Below are 13,469 nucleotides of genomic sequence, written 5' to 3'. Positions count from 1 at the left end.
GTGCTGGTAGCTGAAGAGGATGTGCGGCTCAGAAATATCCGGCCCGCTTGCGTTCCTCCATCGAGGACTCGCTGGTCTGGTCGTCCATGCGCGTGGCGCCGCGCTCGCTGATGGTGGTCACTGCGGTTTCGGCCAGGATGGCGTCGATGCTGTCGGCTTCGGACTCCACCGGCGCGGTGCAGGTGATGTCGCCGACGGTGCGAAAGCGCACCCGGATCTCTTCCACCTGCTCGTGCGCCAGGGCGGGCGTGAGCGGGGTCACCGGACGCAGCAGACCCTTGGTCCGCACCACCGGACGAGGGTGTGCGAAATAGATGGATGGCAGCTCCAATCCCTCGCGCTGGATGTATTGCCAGACGTCCAGCTCGGTCCAGTCGCTGATCGGAAAGGCGCGGATGTTCTCGCCCTGGTGCACGCGGGCGTTGTAGAGGTTCCAGAGTTCGGGGCGCTGGTTCTTGGGATCCCAGCCACCAAAGGCATCGCGGAAGCTCATGATGCGCTCCTTGGCGCGGGCCTTCTCCTCGTCGCGCCGGGCGCCGCCGATGCAGGCGTCGAAGCCGAATTCCTCGATCGCCTCCAGCAGGGTCACCGATTGGTGTTTGTTGCGCGACTCGCCTGGATGTTTGAGCACCACCGAGCCGCGCGCCATCGAGTCCTCGACCGAGCGAACGATCAGCCGGGCGTCCAGTTCGACCGCGCGCCGGTCGCGGAAGTCGATGACCTCCGGATAGTTGTGTCCGGTGTCGATGTGCAGCAGCGGAAAGGGCAGCGGTCCGGGCCGAAAGGCCTTTTCGGCCAGACGCAGCAGGCAGACGGAGTCCTTGCCGCCGGAGAAGAGCAGGGCGGGGTTGGCGCATTGTCCGACCACCTCGCGCAGGATGTGGATGGCATCGGCCTCCAGCCAGTCGAGGTGGGTGAGGGTACGGGTGTTGAGGCTGTTCATCGTGAAATGCGTGCTCCTAGGCGGTGACGGCCGATGTCTTGCGGTGCAGTCCGCACTCCTTGGTCTCGGGGTTCTCCCACCACCAGCGTCCGGCCCGGATGTCCTCGCCGACCGTGATGGCGCGGGTGCAGGGGTCGCAGCCGATGCTTGGATACCCTTGGTCGTGGAGCCGGTTGTAGGGCACCTGGTATTGCTTGAGGAACGACCAGACCTCGCGTTCGCTCCAGTCGGCGAGAGGGTTGAGCTTCTCCAATCCGTGCTCGGCGTCCCATTCGCGCGGCGGAAGCTGGGCACGGGTGACGGACTGGGCCGCGCGCAGCCCGGTGATCCAGGCCGCCTGCCCCGCCAATGCCTCCTTGAGCGGACCGATCTTGCGCACCCGGCAGCAGGCGCGGCGCGCCTCGACCGAGTCGTAGAAGCCGTCGATACCGAAGCGGCGCACATAGTCCTCGACCGCCTCGGGGCCTGGCGCATAGCGTTCGATCCGGGTGCCGTAGTGCCGCTCGATCCGGTCGAGTAGCGCATGCGTTTCGGCTGGAAGCCGGCCGGTGTCTAGGGTGAAGATGCGGATCGGAAAGCGCCCGCGCAGGATGACCTCGGTCAGTACCATGTCTTCGGCCCCCAGACTGGTGGCGAAAACGATGGGACTCAGCTCGCGGCAGGCGTTGGACAACCGGTCGGTAAGGGCCTGTTTGCGCGCACGTACCACCTCGTCCGAAACGGGATGCCGGAGACGCTCATACATGATCCACCTCCAGGGCGTTCTCTCGGCCCAAGGCTCGGCGGAACGGCTCGGTGCCGAGACGCTGGACCGTCTCTGCGAAGCGCTCCCCGGAATCCCTGTTCCGACGGTAGGTGGCGAGCAGCGTCGCGATCGCCTCTGGAATCTCCTCAGCCGAGAACGAGGGTCCGATGGTCTCGGCCAGTCGCGCCTCGCGCCCCGAGCGCCCGCCGATGAGGATTTGGTAGCGGGATTCGCCCTGCTTGAGTACCCCTCGGATTCCGATCTGGCCGAGGTTGTGGTGGGCGCAGGCGTTCACGCAGCCCGAGATCCGCAGATCGATGGGGCCGATATCGCGCAGCTCCTCGGGATCGGCGAAACGTGCGCCGATGGTCTCGGCCAGACCCACGGGGTCGCCGTGTGCCAGGTCGCATTCGCGCGCGCCGGGGCAGGCGACCAGATCCGTCAGCAGCCCCACGTTAGCCTGACCGAGATCCTGGGCGCGCGCCGCCTCCCAGAGGGCGAGCAGCCGCTCCTTGCGGACATGCGGGAGCACCAGGTTCTGGGTGCGGGTGAGTCGCACCTCGTCGCGACTCAGCGTCTCGGCCCAGTCGGCGATACGCTCCAATTGGGTCGGGGTCAGGTTGCCCGATGGCGCTCCAGGGCGCTTGGTCGACAGGGTGACGATGGCGTATCCCGGACGCTTGTGATCGCGCACGTTGTAGCGCAACCAGTCCAGATAGGCGGGCGGACCGCTGGGCGCGTCCGTCGGCTCGATTGCGTCCCGTTCCTGGTGTTCGCTCGGCGAATCGGCGAACAGGCGCGCCGCGCGCTCGACCTGGCGTTCCGTGAGGGTCGCCGGACCATCGCGCAGGCTGGACCATTGGGTTTCGACCTGTGCGCGGAATTCGACCAGACCGATCCGCTGGATCAGATTCTTGAGTCGCGACTTGTAGGGATCCGAGCGCGACCCGTCTCGCGCATAGACGCGCAGAATGGCCTCGCAATAGGTCAGCAGATGGGACCAGTGGACGAATTCGGTCAGTTCCTCGGCGAGTCGCGGACCTCGTCCCAGCCCGCCTCCGACCAACACGCGAAAGCCCAGCTCGCCATCCGGGTCGCGGACTAGATCCAGACCCAGATCGTGAGCCGCCAGTGTCGTGCGGTCCTCGCTGGCGCCGTTGACGGCGATCTTGAACTTGCGCGGAAGCCCGGCGGCGGCCGGGTGGTTCAGACGCCACTGATCGATGAGGGCATGCCAGGGACGCGGATCTTCCGTCTCGTCGGCCGCCGCGCCGGCCAGCGGATCCGTTTCGATACTGCGGACGAGGTTCCCCGAGGTCATGAAACTGGAGATCCCGACCTCGGCCAGTGCGGCGAGGATCTCCGGGACGTCCCCGATCTCCGGCCCGCTGAGCTGGATGTTCTGGCGCGTGGTGAGATGCGCGTCAGCCGCCAAATCGTAGTCGCGGACGATCCGCGCCAGGGCGCGCAGTTGTCGGCTGGAGAACCGGCCTTCGGGCGCGCTCAGACGCAGCATGGTCGAGTCGCGCAGTTGGTAGAGTCCGTGCCGCAGACGCAGAGGGCGGAAGGTCTCTTCGTCGAGCGCGCCGCTCAGATAGGCGTGAGTCTGTTCGCGGAAGGTTGCGATTCGCTCGAACGGACGGAGCGATTCGTCGGCATCCTGTAAATACATGGAAAACTCGCAAGGGAATTCAGGGTAGGGACGATCCTAGCGAGCCGAACTTTGTGTAAAAAGGAATTTAAAGTTAGACCAATATGCCTATTGGTTATATGACTTGCTTGCGGGCGGTGTCTGCGAACGCGTGTCCGCATCGTAAGATGCAGTGAAAAACCAACCGCATCGGTCGCGACAGACGCGGTTCGCAGGCTCACCGCATCCTGCGGTGAGCCTGTTTTTTTGTAGAGCGATTTACTCGAACAGTCGGTGCATCAACTCCGGGGGACGGGCACCGTTGCGCGAGGCGATTTCCTCGATCGACTGGGCGGTGCTGACGACCTTGAAGCCGCCGGACTCTAGCTTCGTGACCAGAGTGTCGGCGCTCTCGTCCAGCAGCGGGGCAATTTCGGTCAATGGGGCGCGCTCTAGGCTCTGGAATATCCGATGCTTCACATTGCTGCCCTCTTGGCTGGCCGACAGGCCGATGAGCCCCGCCGTCACCAGCGCCACCACTCCGATGATCCCGAGCGCTGCGCGCCGCGAGAAATAGCCGGTAAAGCCGCGCCAGTGCGTGGCGATATGGAAGACGACGAAGGTGACGAAGGCCAGGCCGATCCATTCATGGGCCAGTGTGACGGGGTCGTGCATGCCGAAGAACATCAGCACGCCGGAGACGGACATGAAGACGCCGGCGGATATGACGGCGGGTGTGGACCATTGACGGGTGTTCAGACTGGTCATGGGCAGAGTCTCTCGCGGTTAGGTTGTGAAATCGGCTGGTACGCAGCGGCTCGGGATGCGTGAGCGTTGGTCGCTGCGTTCCATGGATGCCATTTCACTGCCCCCATGTGTCCGGGGCTTGCCGAGAGAGGGCGGGTATTGTGACGTTGTGTGACAAAGTCCGGGATCGGCACAGGTTGTCACCAAGTTCGGTCTGGGGCCTGACAGAACGTCGTGCGCGAGCCTCTTGCACCGCACGCGCGCGGCTTGTTCACTCGTTTCAGAGGCTCGACTTCTTTCCGTGCCTCTCGACCGTAGAGCCATGAACCGCTTTGAGTTGATCTCGGATCCATACGCACATGGGATCGTTGTGGAAGCGTTCGTGCCAGTAGAGCGAGACCTGGGGCCCGCCAGTGGTCGCTTCCGGGGGCGTCTCGCGTACCACCAGATTGCGGCCATGCGCGAGCTCCTCGGCGAATTGCTTCGGTAGCAGAAAGACCATGTCGCTGCATTCGCAGAAGGCGGCAATGGAGGTGAAGCTGGTCAGGCGCAGGGGCTGATTCAACCGCTCGCCTTGAGCCAGATATCCCTGGGCGAGGAGGCCGTTCTCCACCGTCCCGCCACCACGTCCTGTGAGGGAGACCAGACCATGGTTGGCTGCCGCGATGCGCTCGGCACTGATAGCGCCCAGTGCCAGTGGATTGTCCGCGTTCATGACCAATGCGAATGCCATCGGTGCGAGATAGAGGCTGTGAATCTGTGCGGTACTTGCTGCGCTGGGTTCGAATGGCGATAGGACGAAGTGGACCTCGCCACGTTCGAGCTGATCGAAGTGGTCGCGCGGTTCGCTTTTCACCTCCAACACCATTCCTTGCGCCAAGCGGCGCATCCGCTCGAACAACGGTGGAAGAAACCATCCGACCTCCGGTTCTGGGCCATAGAAGCGGACGACGTGCGTTGAGGTCGCCGGGTCGAAAGACTGCCGGGAAACGAGGCGCTCGGTGTCCTCGATCCAGTGGATCAGGTCCGGCAACAGGGCCTCGGCGCGCGCGCTCAGATCAAAACCTCGCGAGGTACGAACCAAGAGCGGGTCGTCGAACATGACGCGTAGTCTTTGCAGGGCGCGACTGACGGCTGGCTGGCTCATTCCAAGCTGTTCGCCAGCCCGTGAGACGTGGCGGTCCTCAAGCAGCTGCCGCAGCACGACAAGCAGGTTGAGGTCCAGGGTTCGAAGATTCACTATTCGGATACTCGCTATCTTTGTTATGCATTGGACGCATGATTTGTCGCCGTCTAATCTAGCCTGTCCACGACGAATACACCGGTTGCCGCGTTGACGGCACTCAAGGAGACAGCAGCATGAAACTCGATATGCCCACTCGGCTCAGTCCAAACACCCTGGCCCTGCATTGGATCGTCGCCATCATGATGATCGGCCTATTGGCAACGGGGCTTTATATGGCCCAGACGAGCACCTTCGGGCTCTATCCCTGGCACAAGTCGTTCGGCGTCCTCATCGCGCTGTTCGTTGTGCTGCGCGTGGCCTGGCGTATCCGCAACGGTTGGCCAAAGCCGGTTGGCGATTACACCTCCGTCGAGAAGCTGCTGGCGAAGCTCGTTCACTGGCTACTCATCATCGGCACCGTGCTGATGCCGGTTTCGGGATTCATGATGTCGGCCATGAGCGGACACGGCGTGCCCTTCTTTGGTTTCGAGCTGTTCGCTCACAACCCGGATCCCACCAATCCGCAGGAGGTCGTCGCTCTCAACGCAACGCTGGCCGAAGCAGGGCATGTGCTGCATCGCTGGGGCGGCTACCTCTTGATCGGCGCGGTTGTGCTGCATGTCGTGGGTGCCCTGAAGCACCATTTCGTCGATCGCGACGGCACCCTGCGGCGCATGCTGGGCACCGAGGTGCGGGTGACATCCTGATCGACCGGACCTCCGTGAAGGCGATCGTCCATCAGTTCATTTTCACCTGACACAACGGACCGACCGATGACCAATCGAACCATCCAGATGGACGAACGGCTTCAAGGATATGTGTTCGCGCATTCAGTACGCGACACCGACGTCAAGCGGCGCCTGCGCGAGGTCACGGCCTCTCTGAGCGAGAGCGGTATGCAGATTGCCCCAGAGCAGGGTCAGCTCATGGCCCTGTTGGTGGAGCTGATCGGTGCTCGGCGCATCATCGAGGTCGGCACCTTCACCGGTTACAGCGCGCTGTGCATGGCCGAGGCCATGCCGGCCGATGGCACCTTGATCTGCTGCGATCTGAGCGAGGAGTGGACCGGCATCGCCCGCCAATTCTGGCGCGAGGCCGGAATCGAGGAGCGCATCGATCTGCGCTTGGGACCGGCGTTGGAGACCCTCGACGCCCTGCTGGCGCAGGGACTGGAAGGACAGCTCGACATGGCCTTCATCGATGCCGACAAGCTCAACTACAGCCATTACTTCGAGCGGTGTCTACGGCTGTTGAGACCCGGCGGACTCATGCTGTTCGACAACACGCTTTGGGGCGGCCACGTGGCCGATCCCGATGACCAGGAGGCAGCGACCCAGGCCATCCGCGCGCTGAACGATGGTCTGCTGGAGGACGATCGGGTGACCCTGAGTCTGGTACCGATCGGCGACGGGCTGACCTTGGTGCGTAAGCGTGCCAGCAAGCCTCTGCGGTAGGACTTTGTTCGGTCGGCGCAACGTTCCTGCAAAGGGGGTCCAGACCATCAACGAGAGGCTCCATATCTCGGCTCTCGAACGCTGGACCAAGCCTGTGGTCACCGACTGCCCCAAACGCAGGAGCTGTGCGCCGAGCGATTACCGTCCGTCCAACCTGGAGGCCTTGATCCGCGCCCGGCAAGCGGGGCGGCCCATGTCGGTCGTGGGCTGGGATGGACAGCTGATGGAGGCGAGTTCGGTCCCTTGGCCGCAGCCGTGATCGTGCGATAGGGTTGATAGAGGTTGACCTCGACCGAGAAGCCCCGCCTTTGCGGGCGGGGTTTCAACCTCGCTCTGTTTGTTCTCCGATCTTTTTGTGACCGTATGTGACAAGCGCTCGGCTCGACACCATCTGCCACAATATTTGGTCCCACCGTCCCGCGCGACGCCCTAAACTGCAGCGCATGGACATGCAGCCACACATCCTAGTCGTCGACGACCATTCCGAGATTCGCCAGTTGTTGCAGCGCTATCTGGGCGATCACGGCTACCGCGTGACGACCGCCGCGAATGGTGCCGAGATGCGGCGTACGCTGGCCGATGCCGCCATCGATCTCATCATTCTCGATCTCATGATGCCGGGTGACGACGGTCTTACGCTCTGCCGCAATCTGCGCGCCGGACCGAACGCAGCCGTACCGGTCATCATGCTGACCGCCATGGGCGAAGACACCGATCGCATCATCGGCCTGGAAATGGGCGCGGACGACTATCTCGCGAAGCCCTTCAACCCCCGTGAGCTGCTGGCGCGTATCAAGGCCGTGCTGCGCCGCACCGGCTCCTGTCAGGAGCGCGGAACGGGTGAGACCGCCGAGCGTCTCTGCTTCCTGGGCTGGACCCTGCTGCCGGAGGCGCGCGAGCTGATCGACCCGGATCAGACCCTGGTGCCGCTCAGTACGGCCGAGTTCGCCCTCTTGATGGCCCTGGTCACGCGACCGGGACGGGTGCTGAGCCGCGACCAACTGCTCGACCTGGCCCGGGGGCGCGACGCCAAGGCATTCGATCGTGCCATCGACACCCTGGTCAGCCGGCTGAGACGCAAGCTCGGCGACCAGTCCCGCGATCCGCAGATCATCAAGACGGTTCGGGGAGATGGCTACCTGTTCGCGCCCAAGGTCGAGCCTTGCGCATGTTGAGCCGGTTTGACACGCTCGCCGGTCGGACCCTGCAGCTCCTGGTCGGCATGACCCTGCTGACGATCCTCGGCAGCGCCTTCATTCTCCAGGACGAACGCAAGGACCGCTTCGAGGAGCGCAATCTGGCCTACCTGCTCGACGAGGTCACCACGCTCGTCTGGCTGCTCCAGGATGCCTCGCCGGTCGAACGCGCACGGATCATCGAGCGTTTCTCGCGCACGGGTGACGAGATCGCCATCACCCCTGAGCCGTCGCTCGCGCTCGATCGGCCCTGGCGGCATGCTGTCGAGCATGTCATTCATCACAAGCTGCGCAGCGCGCTCGGTATCGAGGACCGTGAGTCGCTGCGGGTTCGTGTCGAAATTGCGGATCACCGCCAGGATCGGGACGAGGACGAGGAGCGGCGAGGTTCGCCCCCCGAGCATCCGCGCGCGCTTGGCGATGACCTCCGATCCGATGACGTCAGGGCCATTCTCGTCTGCGTGCGTCTGAGGGACGGGCGCTGGGTCGATTTCCGCACGACCCGGATCGACGAGCCACCACCCTGGGCCGGGAAGACGCTTCAGCTCCTGGCGCTGCTGTTGACCACGGTAATCGGCGGCGGGCTCTTGATGGCCCGGCGCGCGGCCCGCCCCATGGCCCAGCTCGCCGAGGCGGCGCAACGCCTCGGTTTGGGCGAGGACGTGGAGCCGATTCCGGAGAGCGGTCCGCGCGAGGTCCGAGAGACCATCCGCGCATTCAATCGCATGCAGGATCGGTTGCATCGGCACATCCAGGACCGCTTGCGTTTGCTGGCGGCGGTTTCGCACGATCTGCGCACCCCCATCACGACGCTACGGCTGCGGGCCGAGTACATTGAGGATGCCGATATGCGCGATAAGACGCTCGCGACGCTTGGCGAGATGGAGGCCATTCTTTCAGCTACGCTCAGCTTCGCGCGCGACGAGGCCGCCGACGAGACGGCTCGCGCCACCGACCTGGCGGCCTTGGCGCAGAGCCTGGTCGACGATCATGCCGACCTCGGTGGGGATGTCGGCTACGCGGGACCCGAGCGGCTCATCGTGCGCTGTCGTCCCGTCGCGTTGAAGCGCGCGTTGTCCAATCTGATCGACAACGCCGTCAAATACGGCGGATCTGTCCAGGTCAGTTTGGCGACCGAGGATGGGCAGTATCTGATCCGCGTCGATGACGCAGGTCCAGGTATCCCGGAGGCCGACCTGGAGAAGGTCTTCGCGCCCTTCTTTCGCCTCGAGGTCTCGCGCAGCCGCGAGACTGGCGGTACCGGGCTCGGTCTGTCCGTGGCCCGGACCATCGTCCATGCGCACGGCGGGACCCTGGTTCTGATCAATCGGCCCGAGGGCGGTCTGAGCGCCCAGATACGCCTGCCCGAATCGATCGCGAACGGCTCCGCTCCTGGAGCGCAGGGTAGGGTGTCCGCCAGGGTTTGAGCGAGGAATGCCGGCCGGCGCCACCATCCTATTCAGCGCAGGAGCGCCTTGGGGATTGCCCGGAAGCGACCGGGCCTCCAGAATCGCACGCATTCAATCGCTTCGAGCATCAGCATGAAAGACTGGGTGTACCTTTTCCTTGCCATCCTCTCCGAGACCGGCGCCACGCTGGCCCTGAAGGAGAGCGCGAACTTCACGCGCCTCTGGCCGTCCGTGGTTGTGGTCGTCGGTTATGGCGCGGCCTTCTATCTGCTCGCCAAGACGATGGAAACCATCCCGGTCGGCATCTCTTACGCCGTTTGGGCAGGACTTGGCGTCGTGCTCATCGCCTTCGCCGGATGGGTCTTTTTCGGCCAGAAGCTCGATGTGCCGGCACTGATCGGGATCGGGCTGATCCTGGCCGGCGTGCTGGTGTTGAACCTCTTCTCGAAGGCGGTGGGGCATTAGCCAGCCATCCAATCGGCCGCCTCTCGTCGCCATCCGTTGATCTCTTTGTGATCCGTGTCACACTCAGGTTGCGAGCCATTTAGCCGCATCGGCGATACTTAAACCAATCAGGTGGTTCGTTCACCGAAAATAGAGGTTTAGAGCCATGATCGGAATTCGCAACGACTCGACTCAAAGCGTGCTCCGTTCCCTCAACAACACCCAGTCTGCGGTGGAGACCAGCCAGGAGCGTTTGAGCTCGGGGAAACGCGTCAACAGCGCGGCCGACGATGCAGCCGCTTCGGCGCTCATTTCGCAATTCGCGGCGCAGATCGCCGGGAGCGATCAGGGCATGCGCAACGTCAGCGATGGCGTTTCCATGTTTCAGACTGCGGAGTCCGGGGTGAGTCAAATCAATGACATGGTCGGCCGCATCCGCGAGCTGAGCCTGCAAAGCGGCAACGGCACCCTGTCCGATTCCGATCGCAGCGCGCTCCAGTCCGAGGTCAGCCAATTGCAGGAGCAGATCGCTCAGACCGTCGAGAGCACCACCTTCAACGGCACCCGATTGCTCGATCGCGATGCCAGTGTCTCGATCCAGGCGGGCGGCAACTCCAGCGATGCCATCGGGCTCGAAACCTATGATGTTCAGGGGCAACTGAGCGATTTCGGATTCGGCGATATCGACATCTCGACGGCCGCCGGCGCGGCGAGCGCGCTCGGTGTGTTAGACAAAAGCAGCGAGTATCTCAGCGGCATACAGGGTGAGATGGGAGCCGTCCAGAATCGCTTCGAATATGCCATCGGCAACCTGCAAGAGAGCAATATCAACACTAACGCCGCTCAGAGTCGGATCCAGGATGCCGACTACGCCCGCGAGATCTCCCAACTGGCCAGCAGCCAGATCCAGCAGCAGGCCAACATCGCCATGATGGGCCAGGCGTCAAGCATCTCCGCCCAGACCGTCTCGCAACTGCTTGGGGGTTAGGCTTCCGGGGTATCGGCAAAGCTCGGAGCTTCACCGGGCTACGGGATGTTTGACCCCTCCCCAGCGGGAGAGGGGCCACTCCGAAACCTAGCGGCGCGGGTCGTAGATGCGCGGTTCCATGATGAGCGGCTCGGGGAATGACTTGGCGACCTGTTCCCAGGGGACGAATTTGAAGTTGGTGCTGTCGTTTTCGAGTTCTTCTTCGTCTTGGAGGGCGTTCTGCGGATCGTTGGCACCGTCCTGCACCACCAGCAGCCCGAATGGATAGCGGGATCCCAATGCGGTGGAGATGACGTCGGCGCCGTCGGATTCGTTGGCCTGGTCGATCCCGTCGGTGTCGGCGACCACGAAGCTGCCGACATAGACGTTGTCGCCGGAGCGCTCGAAGACGGCATAGGTGCCGTCGCCCTGGCTCGATACCAGCAGGTAGCCGGTGCCGCTGGGTCCGTAATAGAGGGTCAGCCCCTCGATATCCGGCTTCAGATAGTCTGCATCGATCGATTGCACCAGGCTGTACTCGTTGCCGCCATCGACCTCCGCCGAGAATTTGAGTACACCCACGATGTCCTCCATGCCGACATAGAGCACGCCCAGTTCACGGTCGGCGACCAGTCCCTCGGACTGGGAGTCCTCGGCATCGCCGGTTGGAACCGGAAGTTCGATCATACGCGCCACCTCGGCGCTTACGGTGCCGTCTCCGGCGTCGAGCAGTCGTAGCTGGGCGACCTTGTTGCCGTCGGCCTGAGTCACGAAGGCATAGTCGGCGCCGTCCGACAGGCCCCGATAGGTGCAGAGTCCATAGGCGGTTGCGCTGCCGTCGTCGACACCGAAGATGGTCGCGGGCATCGAGGAGGAGGTGACGGCCACCAGACGCTGGCGGTCCGGATCGATGCGGTAGACGGCAAGCGTGTCGTTCTTGCGATCGGAGAAGACGGCCAGATCGACCCGTTTGCCGTCGAGCGCGAAGTCGTAGACGAGATCCACGTTGTTGAAGCGGATGTCGCCATACTCGGCCGGCAGCTCCTGCTGGATGACTGTGCCCCCCAGATCGAAGACCACGAATCCTCCGTCCTTCAGCGTGGCGATGACCAGGCTCTTGCCCGGCCGGGACGGATGGACCCAGATGGCTGGATCGTCCGAGTCGCCCCTGAGCGGGCTGTCGATTCCGGCGTCGGTGGTGCGCGGCGTTTCGAGTACCGGACGCGCGGCCGGGACCGTCTCGATATTCAGGGCAAGCGCGATGAACTGGGTGAATTGGGTCGAGGAGAAGTTGTTGTCGCTGACGACGATGAGCGACTGACGCCCGTCCGGCAGCACCGGACCCAGAGTCATGCCCTCCAGGTTGTCGACCGTCTCGACCAGATCGCCGAAATCGATCAGCTCCTGCTTTTGGACCGGCGGATCGATGGAGAATGGCACCCCTTTCCCTTTCCACAACAGGCTGTCCCAGGCGGACACATCCAGGGCGCCCTGACTCAGTACCTGATAGAGCTTGACCACGTTGCCCTTGCCGGTGGAAAAGCTGCGCTCCATGGCCAGGAGCGATCCGTTGTCGTCCAGCGCCAGAAGTTCCACCAGGCCGTTGGTGGCGAATGCGGTCGCGGGTTCAGGCGTCTCAGCGACGGGTTCCACCTCATAGACTATCTCGCCGAGCGCCTTGCCGGTCTTGAGATCGTATTTGAGGATGCGCGACAGACTCTTGCCCTCCAGCGTGGCCTGGGGACCATCCTGCACCAGGGCGTTCTCCACCGCAGTGAAGAGATAGCGCTTGCTCGGCGTGATGGTCAGGCTCTCGAAGGCGAGGTTGTTGCGGATGCCTGAGGTCGCCGTGGGCAGATATTTGGCGTCGACCTCCAGTTCGAGATCCTGGACGCCGAATTGGTTGAAGTGGTTGACGAACGGGGCCAGGAGCTTGGAGACATCGCCCTCGGACGAGACGAAGACACCGCCGTTCAGGGCCAAAGCGATCCCCTCGGGATCGATGCCGCCGGGCGCGAAATAGCTGCCGAAGCGCGGCTGGAGTTTGGTGACGCCCGTGAAGGCGATGTCGCCCGAGTCCAGATGGCCATCGCTCAGATCGATGGTGAGGTTGTAGTAGCGTGCCGGGGCGAGATCGCTGCGGTCGTCCGACAGGGCCAGTAAGCGGTTGTTCTCGGCGTCGTAGGTGATGCCCGAAAGACCGCCGACCTCGGTGTCGTCGAAGCGGTAGCCGGTGGGAAAGGTGACCTCGCCGATGAACTCAAATCCTGTGATTGTGCGGCGCTCCGAGCCAGTCGATTCGCCTTGCGTGCCCGACCAGCACACGCAGGGGGCGATGGCCGTCGCAGCGGAAAGCGTCAGTGCGAGCAGTCTGGGGTTCGAGCGGTGGTCCGACATGGCGGGTTTCCTTTTTTGTCGCGTGGTTTCCGATCCAGGCGGGCAAGGCCGCAGCATGGGGCGCGAGCATAGGGTCGGAGATAGTCGTGTGCCATCTCGGTTCCATGACGGTTCCGTTTCATCTGTCTGCTGTGTCAGCTGCGGATAAGAACGAGTGCGGCCAAGCTCAAGCTGGATCTGCGTCTGGTTGCGGGCCTTTCTGCCACTGCGGGAGACGATCAAATTTCATTACACAGAATTGGTTTATTGTCCGAAGCAGGGTTAAAACCACCGCCTTTAGGCGGTCAGATTTATCTTTGAAGCCTTTTGCAA

12 protein-coding genes are annotated in these 13,469 nt (G+C 63.3%); 6 read left to right on the top strand and 6 right to left on the bottom strand.

The features are described from left to right. Window positions 1-28: 28 nt before the first annotated feature. From cysD to ACFSJC_RS12690, 5 genes are all read right to left on the bottom strand, one after another. On the bottom strand, window positions 29-943 hold the full coding sequence (cysD, locus tag ACFSJC_RS12710) for a sulfate adenylyltransferase subunit CysD (RefSeq protein ID WP_386027261.1): 915 nt from the start codon (window positions 941-943) through the stop codon (window positions 29-31). A 16-nt stretch (window positions 944-959) separates the two neighbouring features. Next, complete coding sequence (locus ACFSJC_RS12705; protein WP_386027259.1) at window positions 960-1,688, bottom strand: phosphoadenylyl-sulfate reductase; 729 nt, start codon at window positions 1,686-1,688, stop codon at window positions 960-962. Then, window positions 1,681-3,360 carry a nitrite/sulfite reductase gene (locus ACFSJC_RS12700; RefSeq protein WP_386027256.1) on the bottom strand — a complete coding sequence of 560 codons (1,680 nt, stop codon included), beginning with the start codon at window positions 3,358-3,360 and terminating at the stop codon, window positions 1,681-1,683. Before ACFSJC_RS12700 ends, ACFSJC_RS12705 begins: the two co-directional genes overlap by 8 nt. Window positions 3,361-3,597: 237 nt before the next feature. Continuing rightward, complete coding sequence (locus tag ACFSJC_RS12695; protein ID WP_386027253.1) at window positions 3,598-4,086, bottom strand: DUF4405 domain-containing protein; 489 nt, start codon at window positions 4,084-4,086, stop codon at window positions 3,598-3,600. A 259-nt stretch (window positions 4,087-4,345) separates the two neighbouring features. Continuing rightward, window positions 4,346-5,305 carry a LysR family transcriptional regulator gene (locus ACFSJC_RS12690; RefSeq protein WP_386027251.1) on the bottom strand — a complete coding sequence of 320 codons (960 nt, stop codon included), beginning with the start codon at window positions 5,303-5,305 and terminating at the stop codon, window positions 4,346-4,348. 119 nt (window positions 5,306-5,424) lie between these two features. Here ACFSJC_RS12690 and ACFSJC_RS12685 point away from each other — a divergent pair, with 119 nt between their 5' ends. The 6 genes from ACFSJC_RS12685 to ACFSJC_RS12660 all read left to right on the top strand — a co-directional run bounded on the left by ACFSJC_RS12685 (window position 5,425) and on the right by ACFSJC_RS12660 (window position 10,781). Then, window positions 5,425-5,997 (top strand): cytochrome b, encoded by a 573-nt coding sequence (locus ACFSJC_RS12685; RefSeq protein WP_386027248.1) that lies wholly within the window; start codon window positions 5,425-5,427, stop codon window positions 5,995-5,997. Window positions 5,998-6,063: 66 nt separating this feature from the next. Then, window positions 6,064-6,744 (top strand): O-methyltransferase, encoded by a 681-nt coding sequence (locus ACFSJC_RS12680; RefSeq protein ID WP_386027246.1) that lies wholly within the window; start codon window positions 6,064-6,066, stop codon window positions 6,742-6,744. A gap of 443 nt (window positions 6,745-7,187) precedes the next feature. Continuing rightward, window positions 7,188-7,919 (top strand): response regulator, encoded by a 732-nt coding sequence (locus tag ACFSJC_RS12675; protein WP_386027244.1) that lies wholly within the window; start codon window positions 7,188-7,190, stop codon window positions 7,917-7,919. After that, window positions 7,913-9,367 (top strand): ATP-binding protein, encoded by a 1,455-nt coding sequence (locus tag ACFSJC_RS12670; RefSeq protein WP_386027241.1) that lies wholly within the window; start codon window positions 7,913-7,915, stop codon window positions 9,365-9,367. The genes ACFSJC_RS12675 and ACFSJC_RS12670 overlap by 7 nt, the downstream gene beginning before the upstream one ends. Window positions 9,368-9,481: 114 nt before the next feature. After that, window positions 9,482-9,814: a DMT family transporter gene (locus ACFSJC_RS12665; RefSeq protein WP_386027238.1), complete on the top strand. Its 333-nt coding sequence runs from the start codon at window positions 9,482-9,484 to the stop codon at window positions 9,812-9,814. Between the two features lie 145 nt (window positions 9,815-9,959). Next, complete coding sequence (locus tag ACFSJC_RS12660; protein ID WP_386027236.1) at window positions 9,960-10,781, top strand: flagellin N-terminal helical domain-containing protein; 822 nt, start codon at window positions 9,960-9,962, stop codon at window positions 10,779-10,781. An 87-nt stretch (window positions 10,782-10,868) separates the two neighbouring features. Here the strand turns inward: ACFSJC_RS12660 and ACFSJC_RS12655 are convergent, their stop codons facing one another. Then, on the bottom strand, window positions 10,869-13,157 hold the full coding sequence (locus ACFSJC_RS12655; RefSeq protein ID WP_386027234.1) for a phytase: 2,289 nt from the start codon (window positions 13,155-13,157) through the stop codon (window positions 10,869-10,871). Window positions 13,158-13,469 lie beyond the last annotated feature (312 nt).

This window comes from Thiorhodococcus fuscus (genome assembly GCF_042682685.1).
In the GTDB taxonomy this organism is placed as follows: domain Bacteria; phylum Pseudomonadota; class Gammaproteobacteria; order Chromatiales; family Chromatiaceae; genus Imhoffiella; species Imhoffiella fuscus.
Note: the sequence above shows the minus strand (reverse complement) of the source record. Positions and strands in the feature narration are given on the sequence as shown.

Coding starts and splice junctions, on each gene's coding strand:
- cysD (WP_386027261.1), bottom strand. CDS start 943: ATGAACAGCCTCAACACCCGTACCCTCACCCACCTCGACTGGCTGGAG.
- ACFSJC_RS12705 (WP_386027259.1), bottom strand. CDS start 1,688: ATGTATGAGCGTCTCCGGCATCCCGTTTCGGACGAGGTGGTACGTGCG.
- ACFSJC_RS12700 (WP_386027256.1), bottom strand. CDS start 3,360: ATGTATTTACAGGATGCCGACGAATCGCTCCGTCCGTTCGAGCGAATC.
- ACFSJC_RS12695 (WP_386027253.1), bottom strand. CDS start 4,086: ATGACCAGTCTGAACACCCGTCAATGGTCCACACCCGCCGTCATATCC.
- ACFSJC_RS12685 (WP_386027248.1), top strand. CDS start 5,425: ATGAAACTCGATATGCCCACTCGGCTCAGTCCAAACACCCTGGCCCTG.
- ACFSJC_RS12680 (WP_386027246.1), top strand. CDS start 6,064: ATGACCAATCGAACCATCCAGATGGACGAACGGCTTCAAGGATATGTG.
- ACFSJC_RS12675 (WP_386027244.1), top strand. CDS start 7,188: ATGGACATGCAGCCACACATCCTAGTCGTCGACGACCATTCCGAGATT.
- ACFSJC_RS12670 (WP_386027241.1), top strand. CDS start 7,913: ATGTTGAGCCGGTTTGACACGCTCGCCGGTCGGACCCTGCAGCTCCTG.
- ACFSJC_RS12665 (WP_386027238.1), top strand. CDS start 9,482: ATGAAAGACTGGGTGTACCTTTTCCTTGCCATCCTCTCCGAGACCGGC.
- ACFSJC_RS12660 (WP_386027236.1), top strand. CDS start 9,960: ATGATCGGAATTCGCAACGACTCGACTCAAAGCGTGCTCCGTTCCCTC.
- ACFSJC_RS12655 (WP_386027234.1), bottom strand. CDS start 13,157: ATGTCGGACCACCGCTCGAACCCCAGACTGCTCGCACTGACGCTTTCC.